General features: G+C 66.8%; 22 protein-coding genes and 1 tRNA gene. 15 read left to right on the top strand and 8 right to left on the bottom strand.

Annotation, left to right across the window (positions count from 1 at the left end):
• The first annotated feature begins 69 nt into the window (after positions 1-69).
• The 5 genes from prfA (at position 70) to paeA (ending at position 4,887) form a co-directional block, all read left to right on the top strand.
• Positions 70-1,158, top strand: coding sequence for a peptide chain release factor 1 (gene prfA / locus ACSFA0_RS15800; RefSeq protein ID WP_435451219.1), 1,089 nt, complete (start codon positions 70-72; stop codon positions 1,156-1,158).
• Positions 1,155-1,994, top strand: coding sequence for a peptide chain release factor N(5)-glutamine methyltransferase (gene prmC / locus ACSFA0_RS15795; protein WP_435451218.1), 840 nt, complete (start codon positions 1,155-1,157; stop codon positions 1,992-1,994). The genes prfA and prmC overlap by 4 nt, the downstream gene beginning before the upstream one ends.
• Before the next feature lie 69 nt (positions 1,995-2,063).
• Positions 2,064-2,387, top strand: coding sequence for a Grx4 family monothiol glutaredoxin (grxD, locus tag ACSFA0_RS15790; RefSeq protein WP_435451217.1), 324 nt, complete (start codon positions 2,064-2,066; stop codon positions 2,385-2,387).
• Positions 2,388-2,493: 106 nt separating this feature from the next.
• A complete protein-coding gene (locus tag ACSFA0_RS15785; RefSeq protein WP_435451216.1) occupies positions 2,494-3,498 on the top strand; it encodes an AAA family ATPase in 1,005 nt (334 codons plus the stop codon).
• Between the two features lie 60 nt (positions 3,499-3,558).
• Complete coding sequence (gene paeA, locus ACSFA0_RS15780) at positions 3,559-4,887, top strand: polyamine export protein PaeA (RefSeq protein ID WP_435451215.1); 1,329 nt, start codon at positions 3,559-3,561, stop codon at positions 4,885-4,887.
• Here the strand turns inward: paeA and ACSFA0_RS15775 are convergent.
• Positions 4,857-5,513, bottom strand: a complete 657-nt coding sequence (locus ACSFA0_RS15775) for a lytic transglycosylase domain-containing protein (protein WP_435451909.1) — start codon at positions 5,511-5,513, stop codon at positions 4,857-4,859. The genes paeA and ACSFA0_RS15775 overlap by 31 nt on opposite strands.
• Before the next feature lie 2 nt (positions 5,514-5,515).
• The gene (locus ACSFA0_RS15770; protein ID WP_435451214.1) at positions 5,516-7,261 is read right to left on the bottom strand and encodes a proline--tRNA ligase; all 1,746 of its coding nucleotides are present in this window, start codon (positions 7,259-7,261) and stop codon (positions 5,516-5,518) included.
• A gap of 142 nt (positions 7,262-7,403) precedes the next feature.
• Between ACSFA0_RS15770 and ACSFA0_RS15765 the strand changes: the two genes are divergently transcribed.
• Both ACSFA0_RS15765 and ACSFA0_RS15760 read left to right on the top strand, forming a co-directional pair.
• Entirely contained in the window at positions 7,404-8,057 is a 654-nt protein-coding gene (locus ACSFA0_RS15765; RefSeq protein ID WP_435451908.1) for an RNA pyrophosphohydrolase, read from the top strand.
• Complete coding sequence (locus ACSFA0_RS15760) at positions 8,044-8,541, top strand: CNP1-like family protein (RefSeq protein WP_435451213.1); 498 nt, start codon at positions 8,044-8,046, stop codon at positions 8,539-8,541. Before ACSFA0_RS15765 ends, ACSFA0_RS15760 begins: the two co-directional genes overlap by 14 nt.
• A 13-nt stretch (positions 8,542-8,554) precedes the next feature.
• Here the strand turns inward: ACSFA0_RS15760 and proB are convergent, their stop codons facing one another.
• From proB to rplU, 4 genes are all read right to left on the bottom strand, one after another.
• Positions 8,555-9,694 (bottom strand): glutamate 5-kinase, encoded by a 1,140-nt coding sequence (proB, locus tag ACSFA0_RS15755; protein ID WP_435451212.1) that lies wholly within the window; start codon positions 9,692-9,694, stop codon positions 8,555-8,557.
• A 68-nt stretch (positions 9,695-9,762) separates the two neighbouring features.
• Entirely contained in the window at positions 9,763-10,818 is a 1,056-nt protein-coding gene (cgtA, locus tag ACSFA0_RS15750) for an Obg family GTPase CgtA (protein ID WP_435451211.1), read from the bottom strand.
• A 101-nt stretch (positions 10,819-10,919) separates the two neighbouring features.
• Complete coding sequence (gene rpmA / locus ACSFA0_RS15745; RefSeq protein WP_015866991.1) at positions 10,920-11,177, bottom strand: 50S ribosomal protein L27; 258 nt, start codon at positions 11,175-11,177, stop codon at positions 10,920-10,922.
• Between the two features lie 12 nt (positions 11,178-11,189).
• Entirely contained in the window at positions 11,190-11,501 is a 312-nt protein-coding gene (gene rplU, locus ACSFA0_RS15740) for a 50S ribosomal protein L21 (RefSeq protein ID WP_435451210.1), read from the bottom strand.
• A 187-nt stretch (positions 11,502-11,688) separates the two neighbouring features.
• On the opposite strand from rplU, the gene ACSFA0_RS15735 reads away from it, so the two are divergent.
• The 8 genes from ACSFA0_RS15735 (at position 11,689) to ACSFA0_RS15700 (ending at position 18,495) form a co-directional block, all read left to right on the top strand.
• On the top strand, positions 11,689-12,681 hold the full coding sequence (locus ACSFA0_RS15735; RefSeq protein ID WP_435451209.1) for a polyprenyl synthetase family protein: 993 nt from the start codon (positions 11,689-11,691) through the stop codon (positions 12,679-12,681).
• Positions 12,682-12,735: 54 nt separating this feature from the next.
• Positions 12,736-12,812: transfer RNA gene (locus ACSFA0_RS15730), tRNA-Pro, on the top strand.
• Between the two features lie 115 nt (positions 12,813-12,927).
• Positions 12,928-14,661, top strand: coding sequence for a type IV-A pilus assembly ATPase PilB (pilB, locus tag ACSFA0_RS15725; protein WP_435451208.1), 1,734 nt, complete (start codon positions 12,928-12,930; stop codon positions 14,659-14,661).
• A gap of 22 nt (positions 14,662-14,683) precedes the next feature.
• On the top strand, positions 14,684-15,907 hold the full coding sequence (locus tag ACSFA0_RS15720; RefSeq protein WP_435451207.1) for a type II secretion system F family protein: 1,224 nt from the start codon (positions 14,684-14,686) through the stop codon (positions 15,905-15,907).
• Positions 15,907-16,761 carry a prepilin peptidase gene (locus ACSFA0_RS15715; RefSeq protein ID WP_435451206.1) on the top strand — a complete coding sequence of 285 codons (855 nt, stop codon included), beginning with the start codon at positions 15,907-15,909 and terminating at the stop codon, positions 16,759-16,761. Before ACSFA0_RS15720 ends, ACSFA0_RS15715 begins: the two co-directional genes overlap by 1 nt.
• A gap of 19 nt (positions 16,762-16,780) precedes the next feature.
• Positions 16,781-17,383, top strand: coding sequence for a dephospho-CoA kinase (gene coaE / locus ACSFA0_RS15710; protein ID WP_435451205.1), 603 nt, complete (start codon positions 16,781-16,783; stop codon positions 17,381-17,383).
• 83 nt (positions 17,384-17,466) lie between these two features.
• Positions 17,467-18,222: a cell division protein ZapD gene (gene zapD, locus ACSFA0_RS15705; protein WP_435451204.1), complete on the top strand. Its 756-nt coding sequence runs from the start codon at positions 17,467-17,469 to the stop codon at positions 18,220-18,222.
• A 60-nt stretch (positions 18,223-18,282) separates the two neighbouring features.
• Entirely contained in the window at positions 18,283-18,495 is a 213-nt protein-coding gene (locus ACSFA0_RS15700) for a DNA gyrase inhibitor YacG (protein ID WP_435451203.1), read from the top strand.
• A gap of 7 nt (positions 18,496-18,502) precedes the next feature.
• Here the strand turns inward: ACSFA0_RS15700 and ACSFA0_RS15695 are convergent, their stop codons facing one another.
• Together ACSFA0_RS15695 and ACSFA0_RS15690 are read right to left on the bottom strand one after the other, a co-directional pair.
• Positions 18,503-18,940 (bottom strand): NUDIX domain-containing protein, encoded by a 438-nt coding sequence (locus ACSFA0_RS15695; protein ID WP_435451202.1) that lies wholly within the window; start codon positions 18,938-18,940, stop codon positions 18,503-18,505.
• Complete coding sequence (locus tag ACSFA0_RS15690) at positions 18,937-19,806, bottom strand: ATP-binding protein (RefSeq protein ID WP_435451907.1); 870 nt, start codon at positions 19,804-19,806, stop codon at positions 18,937-18,939. The genes ACSFA0_RS15695 and ACSFA0_RS15690 overlap by 4 nt, the downstream gene beginning before the upstream one ends.
• Positions 19,807-19,883: the final 77 nt, after the last annotated feature.

Below are 19,883 nucleotides of genomic sequence, written 5' to 3'. Positions count from 1 at the left end.
GTTTTTTTCGCGCCTTTCGCGAAACCTTCGCGCCCTTCGCGTACGGCCCCGATCCTGAGTCCATTGCCCGTGAAACCCTTCCTCCGCCACCAACTCGAGCGCTATGCGCAACGCCTCGGCGAACTGGACTTCCTGCTTTCGCGCAAGGACATCATGTCCGACATGGCGCAGTACCGCGTCATCTCGCGCGAGCATGCCGAGGTCACGCAGATCGCCGGGCGCTACGCGCGCTACCAGCAGCTCGAGGCCGACCTGGCCGGGGCGCGCGAGATGCTCGACGACCCCGACATGGCCGAGATGGCCCAGGAAGAGATCACCGGCGCCGAGGAGGAATTGCGGAAGCTGGACGACGAGCTGCAGCGCCTGCTGCTGCCCAAAGACCCGGACGACGCGCGCAACGCCTTCCTGGAAATCCGCGCCGGCACGGGTGGCGACGAGTCGGCCCTGTTCGCCGGCGATCTGCTGCGCATGTACACGCGCTATTTCGAGCGCGCCGGCTGGCGCTGCGAGGTGGTGAGCGAGAGCGAGAGCGAGCTCGGCGGCTACAAGGAAGTCGTGGTCCGCGTGGTGGGCGACGACGTGTTCGGCCAGCTGCGCTTCGAATCCGGCGGCCACCGCGTGCAGCGCGTGCCGGCCACCGAGACGCAGGGCCGCATCCACACCAGCGCCTGCACGGTGGCGGTGCTGGCCGAGCCCGACGAGACGGTGGCGGTGCAGATCAACCCGGCCGACCTGCGCATCGACACCTACCGCGCCAGCGGCGCCGGTGGCCAGCACATCAACAAGACCGATTCGGCGGTGCGCATCACGCACATCCCGACCGGCATCGTGGCCGAATGCCAGGACGACCGTAGCCAGCACCGCAACAAGGCCAAGGCGCTGCAGGTGCTGTCGGCCCGCATTCAGGAGAAGGACCGCAGCGAGCGCGCCGCCAAGGACGCGGCGGTTCGCAAGGGCCTGATCGGCAGCGGCGACCGCAGCGACCGCATCCGCACCTACAACTTCCCGCAGGGCCGGCTCACCGACCACCGCATCAACCTCACGCTCTACAAGCTGCAGTCGATCATGGAAGGCGACCTGGGCGACGTGCTGGCCGCGCTGCAGGCCGCACGCGCGGCCGAGCAACTGGCGGAGCTGGAATCGAGCCTGCCGGGATGACCACGGCACCGGACACGGTCGCCCAAGCCTTGCGTGCCGTCGCGGCGCTCGGCCTCGACCGCCTCGACGCCCAGTTGCTGCTGCTGCACACGCTCGGCCGGCCGGTGCACGAGCGCGCCTGGCTGCTGGCCCATGACGGCGACGCGTTGCCGTCCGACGCCTGGCCGGCGCTGGCCGCCCTGTGCGCACGACGCCGGGCCGGCGAGCCGGTGGCCTACCTGCTCGGCGAGAAGGAATTCCACGGCCTGGCGCTGCAGGTCGACGCCCGCGTGCTGGTGCCGCGGCCGGACACCGAGACCTTGGTCGAATGGGCGCTGGAAGTCGCGCTGGACCGCCCGCGGCCGACGGTGCTCGACCTGGGCACCGGCAGCGGCGCGATCGCCCTGGCGCTGCAGCATGCGCGGCCCGATGCCGTGGTCGACGCGGTCGATGCCAGCGCCGAGGCGCTGGCCGTGGCGCGCGGCAACGCGCAGCGGCTGGGCCTGGCGGTGCGCTTCGCCCAGGCCGACTGGCTGGCGGGTGCCGCGTCGGGCTACGACCTGATCGTCTCCAACCCGCCCTACATCGCCGCCGGCGACCCGCACCTGCCGGCGCTGGCCCACGAGCCCGCATCGGCGCTGGTCTCGGGCGCCGACGGCCTCGACGACCTCCGCCGCATCGTCGCCGACGCACCGGCCCACCTGGCGCCCGGCGGCTGGCTGCTGCTGGAGCACGGCCACGACCAGGCGGCGGCGGTGCGCGCGCTGCTGGCCGCCGCCGGCTTCGAGGCCGTGCAGTCGCGCCCCGACCTGGCCGGCATCGAACGCTGCTCCGGCGCACGGCGCGCCGGGGCTTGACCCCCACCGGCGGCGGACAAACCGCTGCAGTGAAATAATCCCTCTCAGCCCAATCCAGGAGTTCCCACCATGCCCGACGCTCAGCAACGCATCGACGACCTCGTCAAGACCAACGACATCGTGCTCTTCATGAAGGGCAACGCCAGCTTCCCCATGTGCGGCTTCTCCGGCCGCGCGATCCAGATCCTCAAGGCGGTCGGCGTCGACACCAAGGCGCTCAAGACCGTCAACGTGCTGGACGACCAGGAGATCCGCCAGGGCATCAAGGAGTACAGCAACTGGCCGACGATCCCGCAGCTCTATGTGAAGGGCGAGTTCGTCGGCGGCTCGGACATCATGATGGAGATGTACGAGTCCGGCGAGTTGCAGCAGGTGATCAACGCGCCCGTCTGACACGCCGCGCGGCTGTCGCGAACACGGGAAAGCGCGAAAACATCCACATCCAATGGTGTCCGGCACGGCTTATGCTGTGTTTGACAGCACGTCACTGGAGGTGTTCATGGATTCCCGCTCGTCCCACGACCTGATCCCTGCTTCTTCGTCGTTCCAGCTGCCTGTGGCGCAGCTGCGCAGCGTGTTGCAGCCGCACGATGTCGAACGCAAGCTCGCCAAGCTCCCCGACCGCGATCACGAGCATCTGCGCACCACCTACGAACGCATGCTCGAGCGCGGCCCCGATCGCTTCCAGGTTAAGCCCAGCGGCGTGCCGGACATGGCCTCGCTGTACGCCCAGCTGCCCAACTTCACCGAGGTGCTCGACGACGTGCGCCGCCACGTCGCCCTCGCGCAGGACAGCCGCGACGGGCTGGAAGTGACGCCCATCCTGCTGCTCGGCCCGCCGGGCATCGGCAAGACCCATTTCGCGAAGAAGCTGGCCGACCTGCTGGGCACCGGCATGTCGCTGGTGCCGATGAGTTCGATGACGGCCGGCTGGCTGCTGTCGGGCGCGTCCTCGCAGTGGAAGGGTTCCAAGCCGGGCAAGGTCTTCGAGGCGCTCGTCGACGGCCAGTACGCCAACCCGGTGATGGTGATCGACGAGATCGACAAGGCCGGCACCGATGCCCAGTACGACCCGCTCGGCGCGCTCTACAGCCTGCTGGAGCACGACACCGCGCATGCCTTCGTCGACGAGTTCGCCGAGGTGCCGATCGATGCCAGCCAGGTCATCTGGATCACCACCGCCAACGACGCGCGCGGCATCCCGGAACCCATCCTCAACCGGATGAACGTGTTCGAGGTCGAAGCGCCGTCGCACGAGGCGGCCCGGCAGATCGCGCGGCAGCTCTATGCCTCGATCCGCGCCGACCACGACTGGGGCCGCCTCGTGTCGCCCGAGCCGAGCGACGACGTGCTCGATCACCTGGCCGCCGTGGCGCCGCGCGAGATGCGTCGGGCGCTGATGACCGGCTTCGGCAATGCGCGGCTGGCGCACCGCGAAGACGTGCAGGTGGACGATCTGCCACGCAGTGCCGCCTGCCGCAGCCGCATCGGCTTCGTGCAGTAAAGGGGTGCGTCACGGCGCCAGGCGCCCGCCGTGGCACCATTGGCGGCTCCTGCGACCGTCATGACCCTCACCCAAAGCCTGCTTCTCATCGTCGCGCTCATTGCCTTGAGCGCTTTCTTCTCGCTGGCCGAGATCACGCTGGCCGCCTCGCGCCGCCTGCGGCTGCGCCAGATGGCCGACGAGGGCGACGTGCGGGCCGAGCGGGTGCTGCGCGTGCAGGCACAGCCCGGCCACTACTTCACCGTGGTGCAGATCGGCCTGAATGCGGTCGCCATCCTGGGCGGCGTGGTGGGCGAAGGCTCGCTCAGCCCCTACTACGCGCGGCTGTTCGACCTGTGGTTCAGCCCCGACACGGCGCAGGCCGCGGCGTTCGCGGCGTCGTTCGTCACGATCATCGCGGTGTTCCTGGTCTTCGCCGACCTGTTCCCCAAGCGGCTGGGCATGAACAACCCAGAGCAGCTCGCGGTCCGCATGGTCGGGCCGATGCAGGTGCTCATCACCACCTTCATGCCGCTGGTGTGGCTTTTCACCCGCAGCACCGACCTGCTCTTCAAGCTGCTGGGCATGCCGGCGCACCGCGACGAGCAGATCACCTCGGCCGACATCCTCGCCATGACCGAGGCCGGCGCGCGGGCCGGCGTGCTGGCGGTGCGCGAGCAGCAGGTGATCGCCAACGTGTTCGAGCTCGACACCCGGCTGGTGAACAGCGTGATGACCTCGCGCGACCGCATCGCGTGGTTCCAGAAGGACGACCCCGAATCTGTGCTGCGCGCGCGCATCGTCGCGGAGCCCTTCTCGGCCTACCCGGTGTGCGACGGCGACATCGACCATGTGCTGGGCTACGTCGACGCCAAGGACATGTTCCAGCGCGTGCTGAGCGGCCAGCCGCTGGCGCTCGACCAGGGCGTGCCGCTGCACAAGGCGCTGGTAGTGCCAGACCGCCTGTCGCTCACCGAGGTGCTCGAGCAGTTCCGCCATGCGCACGAGGACTTCGCGATCATCGTCAACGAGTACAGCCTGGTGGTCGGCGTGATCACGCTCAACGACGTGATGAGCACGGTGATGGGCGACCTGGTCGGCCCGCAGGACGAAGAACAGCAGATCGTGCGGCGCGACGAGAACTCCTGGCTGATCGACGGCGTGACGCCGATCCAGGACGTGCAGCGCGCGCTCGACCTCGATGCGCCCCTGCCCCATGCCGACGAGTACGAGACGCTGGCCGGCTTCCTGATGGTGATGCTGCGCCGCGTGCCCAAGCGCACCGATAGCGTCACCTGGGGCGGCTACACCTTCGAGGTGATGGACGTGGACAGCTACCGCATCGACCAGGTCATGGTGACCGATGTCGAGGGCGCAGCTCAGGCGGCGGCGCGGTCGTTGAAAGCGTAGATCCGCTGGTTGGCGAAGACCGCGTCGGGGTACGGCGCGCGGCCGCGGCTGCCGTTGTAGCGGCCGAGCGTCATGAAGAGGTCGCCGCGCTCGCGGTCGAGGTAGTGGCGCAGGATGACGCAGCCGAAGCGCAGGTTGGGCTGCATCTTGAACAGTTGGTTGGCGTCGCCGTCGCCGATGACGCGCGTCCAGAACGGCATCACCTGCATCAGCCCGCGCGCGCCGGCGCTCGAGATGGCCCATTTGCGGAAATTGCTTTCCACCTGAATCAGCCCGAGCACCAGGCTCACGTCGAGCCCGGCACGCTTGCTCTCGTACCAGACGGTCTGGAGCAGCTCGAGGCGCTCCTGGTGGCCCGGGATCTTGCGCTTGAGCCGCTGGCTCATCTCGCCGAGCCAGCGCAGATGCGCCAGGCGCGATTCGGTATCCGTGAACTCGAGCTTGGGCGGGGCGCTGCTGCGGATCGCGGCGCTCAGCGCGTTGCGCACCGAATCGATCAGCGGCTCCTCGATCTGCGCGCCGGCGAAGGCGCTGCGCGGCAGAGCCAGCATCAGGGCACCGATCGTGGTGCCGCCAAGCACGAGCCGGCGGGACAGGGGCGAGCCTCGGTCCGCCGTCGGCTTCATCGTCACGCAGCGAGCTTGGATTGCAGGAAGCTCATGGCGGCCGCGGACGGCACCTTGGTGGCCGCCGTGTCGCGCCGGTGCTGGTACTCGAACTGGCCTTCCTTGAGGCCGCGGTCGGAGATCACCAGGCGGTGCGGCACGCCGATCAGCTCCCAGTCGGCGAACATCGCGCCCGGGCGCTCGCCGCGGTCGTCCAGCAGCACGTCGACGCCGGCGGCCAGCAGCTGCTCGTAAAGCGTTTCGGCAGCGAGCTTGACCTCGGCGCTGCGGTCCATACCGATAGGGCACAGGACGACGGTGAACGGTGCCAACGCGTCGGGCCAGATGATGCCGCGCTCGTCATGGTTCTGCTCGATCGCCGCGGCCGGCAGGCGCGTGATGCCGATGCCGTAGCAGCCCATCTCGAGGAACTGAGGCTTGCCGCCTTCGTCGAGGAAGGTGGCGTTCATGCTTTTGCTGTACTTGGTGCCGAGCACAAAGATGTGGCCGACCTCGATGCCACGCTCGATGGCGAGCATGCCCTTGCCGTCGGGCGAGGCGTCGCCGGCCACCACGTTGCGGATGTCGGCGACCAACGTGGGCTCGGGCAGGTCGCGGCCCCAGTTCACGCCGGTCATGTGGAAGTCGACCTCGTTGGCGCCGGTGGTCCAGTCAGACATCACGGCGACTTCGCGGTCAGCCACCAGCGTCACCGGCTTCTTCAGGTTCAGCGGGCCCAGGTAGCCGGGCTTGCAGCCGAAGTGATCGTCGATCTCGGCCGTGGTCGCGAAGCGGAAGCCCTGGTCCAGGCCCGGCAGCTTGCTCACCTTGATCTCGTTCATGTCGTGGTCGCCGCGCAGCAGCAGGAGCCAGACCTTCGAGCCCTTGATGTTGCCGGCGTCGTCGAGAACGTCGGTCGCGAGCACCAGCGACTTCACCGTGGTCGCGAGCGGCATGCCGAGCAGTTCCGCCACATCGGCGCAGGTGCTCTTGCCCGGCGTCGGCGTCTTGGCGAGCGGCTTCGCGGCGGCACCACGCGGCGCGGTCGGCGCCAGCGCCTCGGCCTTCTCCAGGTTGGCAGCGTAGTCGCTGTCGGGGCAGTAGACGATGGCGTCTTCGCCGGTGGCGGCGATCACCTGGAACTCCTCGCTCAGGTCGCCGCCGATGGCGCCGCTGTCGGCCGCCACCGCGCGGTAGGTCAGGCCGAAGCGGTCGAAGATGCGGCGGTAGGCCTGCGCCATGGCCTGGTAGCTGAGCTTGGCCGCGTCGAGGTCGCGGTCGAAGCTGTAGGCGTCCTTCATCGTGAACTCGCGGCCGCGCATCAGGCCGAAGCGCGGGCGGCGCTCGTCGCGAAACTTGGTCTGGATTTGGTAGAAGTTGCGCGGCAGCTGCTTGTAGCTGCGGATCTCCTGGCGGGCGATGTCGGTCACGACCTCTTCGCTGGTCGGCTGCACGACGTAGTCGCGTTCATGCCGGTCCTTGATGCGCAGCAGCTCGGGGCCCATCTTCTCGAAGCGGCCCGTCTCCTGCCAAAACTCGCCCGGCTGCACGACCGGCATCGTCAGCTCGACGGCGCCGGCACGGTTCATTTCCTCGCGCACGATGGCCTCGACCTTGCGGATGACGCGCAGGCCCATCGGCATGTACGTGTAGATGCCCGCGCCGAGCTTCTTGATCATGCCGGCGCGCATCATGAGCCGGTGGCTCGCGACTTCGGCATCGGCCGGCGCTTCCTTCAGGGTGGAGACAAAGAAACGGGAAGCTTTCATCGGTCGCGCTCGAAAGGGTGTCGAAAAAGGGGTGTCGAACGTGGGGATCGCAGGCGGTTTGCAGGTCGCCGCAGGAACCGCTCACTTGCCGAGTGCGACCCGGCAGGCATAATCGACGCAGTTCAAAAATTGGGGTTTGATTATGCTCGACCGGGACGGCTTCAGGCCCAACGTCGGCATCATCCTGCTCAACCAGAGAAACCAGGTTTTCTGGGGCAAACGCATACGCACCCACTCCTGGCAGTTTCCGCAAGGCGGCATCGATCGCGGCGAGAGTCCCGAGCAAGCCATGTTCCGGGAACTGCATGAAGAAGTGGGGCTCCATCCGGAGCATGTGCGGATCATCGCCCGTACCCGTGACTGGTTGCGCTACGAGGTGCCGGATCGGTTCATCCGCCGTGACGCACGAGGCCACTACAAGGGCCAAAAGCAGATCTGGTATTTGCTGCAACTTGTCGGCCACGACTGGGATCTGAACCTGCGCGCCACCGACCATCCGGAATTCGACGCCTGGCGATGGCACGACTACTGGGTGCCGCTCGACGTCGTCGTCGAGTTCAAGCGCGGCGTCTATGAAATGGCGCTGACCGAACTTGCACGCTACCTGCCACGGCAGGATTTCCGCAACCGCTTCCTGCGCAGCAACGTCCGCACCCGCGAACTCGATCGCCAAATGCCTCTCGCCGGGCAGGAACACCACTTCGACCTGCCTCCGGGCGCCAGCTTTGACCCGGACCCCAATGCAAACATTGCCACCGATCTTCCGCCGCCCGACCCCTTTCATGCACCGCGCTAGCCGCGCCTTCGCGCTGGCCTGCCTGCTCGGCGCAGCCGGCGGTGCGTCGGCCCAGGTGTTCACGGACCCGGAGTGGAAGGAGACGCCCGTGCCACCGCCGCCGGCCTTCGACGAAAGCCGGCTGGTGCCGATCGAAATGCCGCGCTACATGACGCTGAAGTTTGGCGTCGACCCGGCCACCATCGCGATCACGGGCGATGGCGTGGTGCGCTACGTCGTGGTGGCGAGCAACAAGGCCGGCGGTGCGACCAACGCGTTCTACGAAGGCGTGCGTTGCGCCACCGGCGAGATGAAAACCTATGCCCGCTACGGCAGCAATGGCTGGGACGTGTTGCCGAACCCGGAGTGGAAGAAGATGTTCACGCTCAATTCGAGCTACACCCTGCTGCTATCTCAGCAGGGGATCTGCCGCGGCGCCGCGCCGCGCGGATCGGCCAAAGAAATGGTGCAACGGCTGAAGAATCCGCTGCCGGAAGTGCAGTAACCGGCGACGCCGCTCAACGCGCCGTCAGGACCATGTTGTCCCGGTGCACCATCTCCGGCTCGGCCGCATAGCCGAGCAGCCGCTCGAATTCGCCGGACGGCTTGCGGCACAGCAAGCGCGCTTCGGCGCTCGAATAGTTCGCCAAGCCGCGCGCCAGTTCGACACCGTGCGGGTCGCGCACCGCGATCACGTCGCCGCGCGAAAAATCGCCCTCGATGCCCGTCATGCCGATCGGCAACAGGCTCTTGCCTTCGCTGCGCACCTTGACGGCCGCGCCTGCGTCCACGGTGACCGATCCGCGAAGTTGCAGGTGGTCGGCCATCCAGCGCTTGCGCGCCTGGTGCTTGGCGGTCTGCGCGACCAGCAAGGTGCCGATGGGCTCGCCGCGCACGAGTCGCAGCAGCGCGTCGGGCTCGCGCCCCCAGGCGATCACGGTCGACGCACCGGACCCCGCAGCCCGCTTGGCCGCGAGGATCTTGGTGATCATGCCGCCGCTGCCGATGGCCGAGCCGACGCCGCCGGCCATCGCTTCGAGCGCTAGGTCGCCGGCCAGTGCCTCGTGCACGAACTGCGCTTCGGGGTGCTTGCGCGGGTCGGCGGTGTAGAGGCCCTTCTGGTCCGTCAGGATAACCAGCGCATCGGCCTCGACCAGGTTCGCCACGAGCGCACCGAGCGTGTCGTTGTCGCCGAACTTGATCTCGTCGTTGACCACGGTGTCGTTCTCGTTGATCACGGGCACCACGCCGAGACCCAGCAGGGTGCGCAGGGTCGTGCGGGCATTCAAATAGCGCTCGCGGTCGGCCAGGTCGGCATGGGTGAGCAGCACCTGCGCGCTGCCGACACCGTTCTCGCGCAGCTTCGTCTCGTACATCTGGGCCAGGCCCATCTGGCCGACCGCGGCCGCGGCCTGGAGTTCGTGCACTTCACGCGGACGGGTGCGCCAGCCGAGGCGCTTCATGCCTTCGGCGATGGCGCCGCTGGACACCATCACGACCTCGCGCCCATCGCGCATCAACGCAGCCAGTTGGCGGCACCATTCGCCGATCGCCTGCTCGTCGAGTCCGCGGCCCTCGTTGGTCACCAGGCTGGAGCCCACCTTGACGACGATCCGCCGCGCATCGCGCAGTGCGTTGGAAGCGGGAATGGAACTCATGAGGGTCTGTCGATGGTCGGAGGTGAAGCGGTGACGGCACCGCGCCGGCACCGTGCGAGGGGCGGCGTTCAGGCGAAGCGTGGGTCGATGTCCGCTGGCGGCTGCTCGGCCACCTGCTGGGCCTTCACGTGCTGGTAGATCGCCTTCACGAGCGGCTCGCAGCCCTCGCGGGTGAGCGCCGAGATCTCGAACACCGGACCCTTGAAGCGCAGGCGCTTCACAAAGTCCTTCACACGTGCCGCGCGCTCGTCGTCGGGCACCATGTCGAGCTTGTTCAGCACCAGCCAGCGTGGCTTGTCGAACAGCGCCGCATCGTATTTCTTGAGCTCACCAACGATCGCCTTGGCCTGCGCCACCGGATCGACTGCGTCGTCGAACGGGGCCATGTCCACGATGTGCAGCAACAGGCGCGTGCGTTGCAGATGGCGCAGGAACAGGTGGCCGAGGCCGGCGCCTTCGGCAGCGCCCTCGATCAGGCCGGGCAGGTCAGCCACGACGAAGCTCTGCTCCGGGCCGACGCGCACGACACCCAGGTTCGGATGCAGCGTGGTGAACGGATAGTCCGCAATGCGCGGTCGCGCGTTCGAAATGGCGCTGATGAAAGTCGACTTGCCAGCGTTCGGCATGCCCAGCAGCCCGACGTCGGCCAGCACTTTCAGCTCGAGCTTGAGGCTCTTCTTCTCGCCCGGCCAGCCCGGCGTCTTCTGGCGCGGCGCACGGTTGATGGCGCTCTTGAAGCGCATGTTGCCGAAGCCGCCGTCGCCGCCCTTGGCGATGGTGATCACCTCGCCCGGCACCAGCAGCTCGTACAGCACCTCGCCGGTTTCGGCGTCGGTGATGATGGTGCCGACCGGCATCTTCAGGACGATGTCGTCGCCCGCCGCACCGAACATGTCGGAGCCCATGCCGTGCTGGCCGCGCTTGGCCTCGTGACGGCGCGAGTAGCGGAAATCGACCAGCGTGTTGAGATTGATGTCGGCCACCGCGAACACATGGCCGCCGCGCCCGCCGTCCCCGCCGTTGGGGCCGCCGAATTCCTTGTACTTCTCATGACGGAACGACACGCAGCCGTTGCCGCCATCGCCGGCGGCGATGTCGATGAAGGCTTCGTCGACGAACTTCATGGGGTGTCCAGTTTACAAACGGGTGGCCGACTTGCGGCGGCGGTGTGGAAAACGAAGAAGCCCCGACAAGCGGGGCTTCGAGCAGATCGAAGTGACGAGGCTCAGGCCGGCGTCACGTTGACCATGTGCTTGTTCAGTGCACCCTTGACGCCGAACGACACATGGCCGTCGACGAGGGCGAACAGCGTGTGGTCCTTGCCCACGCCGACGTTCACGCCGGGGTGGAACTGGGTGCCGCGCTGACGCACGATGATCGAGCCTGCGCTGATCAGTTCGCCGCCGAACGCTTTCACGCCGAGCATCTTGGGCTTGGAATCGCGCCCGTTTCGCGTGGAGCCGCCGCCTTTTTTCTGTGCCATGGTGCCTACTCCTTAACCGGCGATCGCGCCGATTTGCAGTTCGGTGAACTGCTGGCGATGGCCTTGACGTTTCTGATAGTGCTTGCGACGGCGCATCTTGAAGATGTGGACCTTGTCATGCAAGCCGTGCGAGAGCACGGTGACCGTGACGGATGCGCCGGACACCAGGGGCGTGCCGATCTTGATGTCCGAGCCGTTGCCGACTGCGAGAACCTGATCGAGCACGATTTCCTGGCCTACGTCCGCAGCAATCTGTTCTACTTTAATTTTTTCGCCGGAAGCAACGCGATACTGCTTGCCGCCGGTTTTTATGACCGCGTACATGTAAACCTCTTAGAAATTGAGTCTCGGCGGCGAATTCCGCAGAGCCCAAGATTCTAGCACGGGCGCCCCCGCAGCCCAAGGCGCATGACCGTACGCCCGGCCACCTGCGCCGCGCTCCCTATAATTTGCGGCTTCCCGGCCCTTCGGCCGACCCTCTCTACCTCACGCAGCGCCCAGCGCCCTCGCCTTGCCTCGCCCTGCCGCCGACTCCTCCCCGACCACCTCCGTCCTCGGACTGATCGCCGCCGACATGGCGCAGGTCGACCGCGTCATCGCGCGACGCCTCGACACCGGCGTGCCGTTGGTCAGCCACGTGTCGCAGTACATCATCTCGGCTGGCGGCAAGCGGCTGCGCCCGGCCTTGCTTCTGTTGATGGCCGGCGCACTCGAATACAAGGGCGAACAGCACTTCAACCTCGCGGCCGTGGTGGAGTTCATCCACACCGCCACGCTCCTGCACGACGATGTGGTGGACGAGTCGACCCTGCGGCGCGGGCGCCCCACCGCTAACGAATCCTTCGGCAATCCGGCGAGCGTGCTGGTGGGCGACTTTCTGTATTCGCGCGCCTTCCAGATGATGCTGGACGCGAACGACATGCGCGTCATGCAGATCCTCGCGGAGGCGACCAACGTGATCGCCGAGGGCGAAGTGCTGCAGCTCATGAACATGCACGATGCCTCGCTCGACGAAGCGGCCTATCTGCGGGTGATCCGCTCCAAGACGGCCAAGCTTTTCGAGGCGAGCACCCGCCTCGCCGCGGTCTTGACCGGCTCGGACGCCGCCACCGAGGAAGCCTGCGCCTCCTACGGCCAGGCGATCGGCACCGCCTTCCAGGTGATCGACGACGTACTTGACTACGAAGGCGATGCCAGCGAAACCGGCAAGAACGTCGGCGACGATTTGCGCGAAGGCAAGACGACACTGCCGCTGATTCTGGCCATGCAACGCGCAGCGCCCGCCCAGAGCGCGCTGGTGCGCGACGCGATCGAAACCGGCGATACGAGCCAACTGGCCAATATCGTCACTATCGTCCGGGAGACGGGCGCACTCGACGCCACGCGCGCGGCGGCAGCCGCCGAAGCGCAGCGCGCGATCGACGCATTGCGTGGTTTTCCTGCGAATTCGCACACAACGGGTTTGCTACAATTGGCGGCTCAGTTGCTTGAGCGACGCGCCTAGAAGGCCCATTCCATTGGGCAACCAGACGACTTCCTCTTTTTCTGCAACCACCATCGGGGTGTAGCTTAGCCTGGTAGAGCGCTACGTTCGGGACGTAGAGGCCGGAGGTTCGAATCCTCTCACCCCGACCAGCCTTTTATGGCTGTAACGCCAAATGCTGCGCGGTCGTCACGGCGCACCGGTTTACAGTCAAAGGGCGATCAGCGATGATCGTGAAGCACTTTTTCACGTTTTTTACATTCGCTGATGGCCGCCGCCGAACCTCCCGTCAAAGATAGCTCGACCGTTGCCCTGCCGGGCCTTGCCCGAGCGTTGATCTCTGCGGGCAAGCTTCCGGCGAAAACGGCCGAGGAGATCTATCAGCGATCTCTCATCTCGCGGTCGAGCTTCATCGCCGAACTGACCGGCACCGGCGCCGTCTCGGCCGCCGACCTCGCTCACACGCTGTCCAGCGCCTTCGGCGCCCCCCTGCTGGACCTGGATGCGATCGACCCTCAGCGTCTGCCGAAGGACCTGCTCGACCCCAAGCTGTGCCTGGCCTACCGCATCGTCGTGCTGAGCAAGCGCAACAACCGGCTCATCGTTGCGACAGCCGATCCGTCCGATCAACAGGCGGTCGAAAAGATCAAGTTCGCGTCGCAGATGGGCGTGGACTGGGTGATCGCAGAATTCGACAAGCTGTCCCGGATGGTCGAGGCGGCGGCCGTCAGTGCGGCCGAAAGCATCGACACGATCGTCGGAGCCGAGTTCGAGTTCGACGAAGCAACGATCGACACCGCCAGCGATACCGCCGAGCAGGCCACGGCCGAAGTCGAAGATGCACCGGTGGTGCGCTTCCTCCACAAGATGCTGCTCGACGCCTTCGGCATGCGGGCCTCCGACATTCACTTCGAGCCCTACGAGCACCAGTACCGCGTGCGCTTCCGCATCGACGGCGAACTGCGCGAAATCGCCAGCCCGCCGCCGGTCATCAAGGACAAGCTGGCCTCCCGCATCAAGGTGATCTCGCGGCTGGACATCTCCGAGAAGCGCATCCCGCAAGACGGTCGGATGAAGCTCAAGATCGGGCCCGATCGCGTGATCGACTTCCGGGTCAGCACCCTGCCCACGCTTTTCGGCGAAAAGATCGTCATCCGGATCCTGGACCCGAGCAGCGCCCGCCTGGGCATCGACGCGCTCGGTTACGACGCGGTCGAGAAGGAGCGCCTGCTGGCCGCCATCGGCCGGCCTTATGGCATGGTGCTGGTCACGGGGCCGACCGGTTCCGGCAAGACGGTGTCGCTCTACACCTGCCTGAACCTGCTGAACAAGCCCGGGGTCAACATCGCGACGGCGGAAGACCCGTCCGAAATCAACTTGCCGGGCGTGAACCAGGTCAACGTCAACGAGAAGGCCGGCCTGACCTTCGCAACAGCCCTGCGTGCCTTTTTGCGGCAGGACCCGGACATCATCATGGTCGGTGAAATCCGCGACCTCGAAACGGCCGACATCTCCATCAAGGCCGCGCAGACCGGCCACCTGGTGCTGTCCACGCTGCACACGAACGATGCGCCGACCACGCTCACGCGGATGCGCAACATGGGCATCGCGCCCTTCAACATCGCATCCAGCGTCATTCTCATCACGGCGCAGCGGCTGGCACGGCGGCTGTGCACCGTGTGTCGCACGCCGGCCGACGTGCCGCGCGAAGCGCTGCTCGATGCAGGCTTCAAGGAAGAAGATCTCGACGGCTCCTGGAAACCGTACCGCCCGGTCGGCTGCTCTGCCTGCAACGGCGGTTACAAGGGACGCGTGGGCATCTACCAGGTGATGCCGGTGTCCGAAGAGATTCAGAAGATCATCCTGCGCGACGGCAGCGCACTGGACATCGCGAAGCAGTCGGAAGCCGAAGGCGTGCGGTCCCTGCGCCAATCCGGCCTGAAGAAGGTCATGCAGGGGCTGACATCGCTCGAGGAAGTGGTGGCGGTCACCAACGAATAGCACTCACAAGCGGAGATCTCCCATGGCAACGGCAACATCCACGCCCCGCGGACACAAGGAATTTGTGTACGAATGGGAGGGCAAGGACCGCAACGGCAAGCAGGTCCGAGGCGAACTCCGCGCGGCTGGCACGAACCAGGTGCAGGCGGCCCTGCGGCGACAAGGCGTGCTGCTGACCAAAGTCAAGAAGCGCCGCATGCGTGCGGGCAAGTCGATCAAGCCCAAGGACATTGCGATCTTCACCCGGCAGCTCGCCACGATGATGAAGGCCGGTGTGCCCCTGCTGCAGGCCTTCGACATCGTGGGCCGCGGCAACGCCAACCCGAGCGTGGCCAAGCTGCTCAACGATGTCCGCAGCGACGTCGAGACCGGCACGTCGCTGTCCGCCGCGTTCCGCAAGTTCCCGAAGTACTTCGACAACCTGTACTGCAACCTGGTCGAGGCCGGTGAAGCGGCCGGTATCCTGGAAGAACTGCTCGACCGCCTGGCGACCTACATGGAGAAGACCGAGGCGATCAAGTCGAAGATCAAGTCGGCCCTGATGTACCCGACGTCGGTCGTCGTTGTGGCCTTCGTGGTGGTCGCGATCATCATGATCTTCGTGATCCCGGCGTTCAAGGAGGTGTTCTCCTCATTCGGGGCCGACCTGCCGGCGCCGACGCTGATCGTGATGGCCATCAGCGAGTTCTTCGTCTCTTACTGGTGGCTGATCTTCGGCGTGCTCGGGGGTGGCATCTACTTCTTCCTCCAGGCCTGGAAGCGCAACGAGAAAGTGCAGCGCGTCATGGACCGCCTGCTGCTGCGCCTGCCGATCTTCGGCACGCTGATCGACAAGTCCTGCGTGGCGCGCTGGACCCGCACGCTGTCGACGATGTTCGCGGCCGGCGTGCCGCTGGTGGAAGCGCTCGACTCCGTCGGCGGTGCCTCGGGCAACTCGGTGTACGCCGACGCGACCGCCAAGATCCAGCAGGAAGTCTCGACCGGTACCAGCCTGACCTCGGCCATGACGAACGCCAACGTGTTCCCGTCGATGGTGCTGCAGATGGCGGCGATCGGCGAGGAATCCGGCTCGATCGACCACATGCTGGGCAAAGCCGCCGACTTCTACGAGGCCGAGGTCGACGACATGGTCGCCGGCTTGTCCAGCCTGATGGAACCCATCATCATCGTGTTCCTGGGCGTGATCATCGGTGGCATCGTGGTGTCGATGTACCTGCCCATCTTCAAGCTCGGCCAGGTCGTCTGATGTGGGTGTCGCAGGGGGTGGAGGCCGCACTGGCCGGCGTCCTGGGATTGCTGATCGGCAGCTTTCTCAACGTCGTGATCTACCGGTTGCCCAAGATGCTCGAGCGGCAGTGGGCAGGCGACTGTGCCGCCCTCGACGGGTCGACGCCTGACGCACCCGAAGCGCCCGCCGAAGCCTTCAACCTCATGGTGCCGCACTCGCGCTGCCAGCAGTGCGGGCACGCCATCCGCTGGTACGAGAACGTGCCGGTGTTGAGCTACCTCCTCCTGCGCGGCCGTTGCTCATCGTGCAAGACGCGGATCAGCCCACGCTACCCGATCGTCGAACTGGTCACTGGCCTGCTGTTCGCCTGGTGCGTGTGGCGCATGCCGGGGCAGTGGGCGGCGCTCGCATGGTGCGGCTTCTCTGCCGCGCTGCTCACGCTGGCGCTGATCGACTGGGACACCACGCTGCTGCCGGACGACATCACGCTGCCGCTGCTGTGGGCCGGTTTGCTGGCCGCCCTCCTCGGCTTCACCGGCGTGAGCCTGACGAACGCCGTGCTGGGCGCCGTCGCGGGCTACCTGTCGCTGTGGAGCATCTACTGGCTCTTCAAGCTCACGACCGGAAAGGAAGGCATGGGCTACGGCGACTTCAAGCTGTTCGCGGCCTTCGGCGCCTGGTTCGGCTGGCAGGCCCTGGTGCCGATCATCCTGATGGCGTCGGTCATCGGCGTCATCGTGGGTCTGGCGCTCAAATTCAACAACGGCCTGCGCGAAGGTGGCTACGTGCCCTTTGGCCCCTTCCTGGCGGGCGCGGGTTTCACCGCCATGCTGTTCGGCGCGGACACGATCCTGCGCGTCGTCGGGCTCTGACCTCAGGAGACGGCGAACCATGCGCATCGGCTTGACCGGGGGCATCGGCAGCGGCAAGAGCACGGTGGCCGCGATGCTTGCCCGCCTGGGCGCCACGCTGATCGACACCGACGCCATCGCGCGCGCCATCGCCCTGCCCGGCGGCGCGGCCATTCCCGCGATCGAACTGGCGTTCGGTCGTGACGTGCTCGACGCCGCCGGCGGGCTGGACCGGGCGCGCATGCGCGAGATCGTGTTCGCCGATGCCGACGCCAAGCGCCGGCTCGAAGCCATCCTTCATCCGCTGATCGGCATCGAGACCGAGCGGCAGGCCGCAGCGGCCACGGGCACGACGCTCGTCTTCGACGTGCCGCTGCTCGTCGAATCGAAGCGATGGCGCCGCATCGTCGACCGCGTGCTGGTGGTCGATGCGAGTGAAGCGACGCAACTGGCGCGCGTGGTGGCGCGTTCCGGCTGGGCGCCCGATGCCGTACAAGCCGTGATCGCGCAGCAGGCCCGGCGCAGTGATCGCCGTGCCGCCGCAGACGCCGTGCTCTTCAACGATGGCGTGAGCCTCGAGGCGCTGGCCGACGATGTGCGCAGCCTGTGGACGCACTGGTTGGCGTACCGCACGATTAAGTGAGCGCACGGACCCCGACGAAGCATCACGACACACGACACCGCACGCGGGCGACTATGATTCCGCGACTGGAAACGATACATCGCGTGATTCTTTACGAGTACCCCTTCAACGAGCGCATCCGGACCTACCTGCGTCTGGAGCACCTGTTCCGCCGTCTTGGTGAGCTGGTCCCCGCGGAATCCGCCCTCTCGCACCATTACGCGCTGGTCACGATCTTCGAGATCATGGACGTCGCCGCGCGCGCCGACCTCAAGTCCGACGTGCTGCGCGACCTCGACAAGCACAAGAACGTTTTCAACAGCTACCGCGGCAACCCCGCGATCTCCGAGGCTGTGCTCGACCAGGTGGTCGGCCAGCTCGAACGCAATTTCGGCATCCTCAACACCGTGCCGGGCAAGGCCGGGCAGGCGCTGACGGAGAACGAGTGGCTCATGAGCATTCGCAGCCGTGCGGGCATTCCCGGCGGCACCTGCGAATTCGACCTGCCGGCCTACCACGCCTGGCAGAACCGCCCCGCTGCGGCGCGGCGCGTCGACCTCGAACGCTGGTCGTCGACATTGGCCCCGTTGGCCGAGTCGATCTACCTGCTGCTCAAGCTGCTGCGGGATGCCGACGTGCCCTACAAGGTCATCGCCGCCGGCGGGCAGTTCCAGCAGAACCTGCCGCAGGGACGCAGCTTCCAGCTGCTGCGCCTGCGCATCGATCCGCGGCTCGGCCGGATCCCCGAGATCAGCGGCAACCGGTTGATGGTGTCGGTCCGGATGATGCGCCATGAGGCAGACGACCGCCTGCACGCGAGCCTCGAAGACACCCCTTTTGAACTGACCCTGTGCGCCTGACGCGCGCATGAACGAACCGGCGTCGTTGCCCCTGTCGGTACGGGGCGCAGGAGAGAAGCCATGACCACCCGCACCACCCCGAACGGCGACCGCATCGTGCGGTGCCCCGCCTGCGGCCAGGACAGCGTCTACGGCCCCGGCAATGCGTATCGCCCTTTCTGCAGCGCGCGCTGCAAGGGCGTCGACCTGGGCGCGTGGGCCAGCGAAGAATTCCGCATGCCGGCCGAGGCGCCGCCGGACGACGAGCCCTTCGGCGACCCGCGGCTGCAGTAGCGAGGGCTCAGCCGGCGCGTGATTCGCCTGGAGCGCGCTCTTCCGCCAGCCAGGCCAGCACCGGCAGCGCGCCGGGCAGCACCGGCGTCACGTCCAGCGGCAGCTGCTGCCACTGCATCGCCTGGCCTTCGCGCATCTCGAAGTCACCGTCCCACGCGCGCACCTTGCACCAGTGCAGCCGCACCAGCGCATGCGGGTAGTCGTGCTCGGTGACCTTCCAGACCTCGGCGCCGCCGATGGTGATGCCGAGCTCTTCCTGCAGCTCGCGGCGCAGCGCCTGTTCCACGGTCTCGCCCGCTTCGATCTTGCCGCCTGGGAACTCCCAGTAGCCGGCATAGGGCTTGCCTTCGGGCCGGGTCGAGAGCAGCAGTGCATCGTCCGCATCGCGGATCAGGATGCCGACCGCCACCTCGGTGTGCTTGCGCGTGTCGGCTGCAGTGCTCATGCACGCCCCGCGTAGTCGCGCGCGAACTGGTAGGCCACGCGCCCGCTGCGCGAGCCGCGCTCCAGCGCCCAGATGAGCGCGTCGGGCCGGGCGGCTTCGATGGCGGCCGCATCGACCTCGAAAGAAGACAGCCACTGCGCCACGATCGCCAGGTATTCGGCCTGGCTGAAAGGGTAGAAGCTCACCCACAGGCCGAAGCGCTCCGACAGCGAGATCTTTTCCTCGATCACCTCACCCGGATGCACCTCGCCATCCTCGGTGTGCGTGTAGCTGAGGTTGTCCTTCATGTACTCGGGCAGCAGATGGCGCCGGTTGCTGGTCGCATAGATCAGCACGTTGGGCGTCGATGCGGCCACCGAGCCGTCGAGGATGGACTTGAGCGCCTTGTAGCCGGGCTCGCCCTCGTCGAAGCTCAGGTCGTCGCTGAAGACGATGAACTTCTCGGGGCGGTTCGCCACCACATCGACGATGTCGGGCAGGTCGGTCAGCTCGGCCTTGTCGACCTCGATCAGTCGCAGGCCCTGGGGCGCGTAGGCCTGCAGGCACGCCCGGATGAGCGACGACTTGCCCGTGCCCCGAGCGCCGGTCAGCAGCACGTTGTTGGCCGGCTTGCCCTCGACGAACTGCCGGGTGTTGCGCTCGATCTTTTCCTTCTGGACGTCGATCTCCTTGAGCGCCTCGAGCGGCATCGGCGCCACATGGCGCACCGGCTCCAGCGTGCCGTGACCCGAGCTGCGCCGGCGGTAGCGCCAGGCGATGGCGGCGTCCCAGTCGGCGGGTGCCTGCAGCGGCTGCGGAAGGATCGACTCGATGCGGGCAATGAGCTGCTCGGCGCGCTCGATGAGGTGCTCGAACTTCTCGTTCATCGACGACGCCCGCCCGGCCGCCCGAAGGGCGTTGAGCACCCCCTCGGGGGGCAGTGAATACACGGAGTGATGAACGT

The sequence above is a fragment of the Variovorax restrictus genome, assembly GCF_051216715.1.
GTDB lineage: Bacteria > Pseudomonadota > Gammaproteobacteria > Burkholderiales > Burkholderiaceae_C > Variovorax.
The sequence above is the reverse complement of the archived record's forward strand: the minus strand, read 5'-3'. Positions and strand labels throughout refer to the sequence as shown.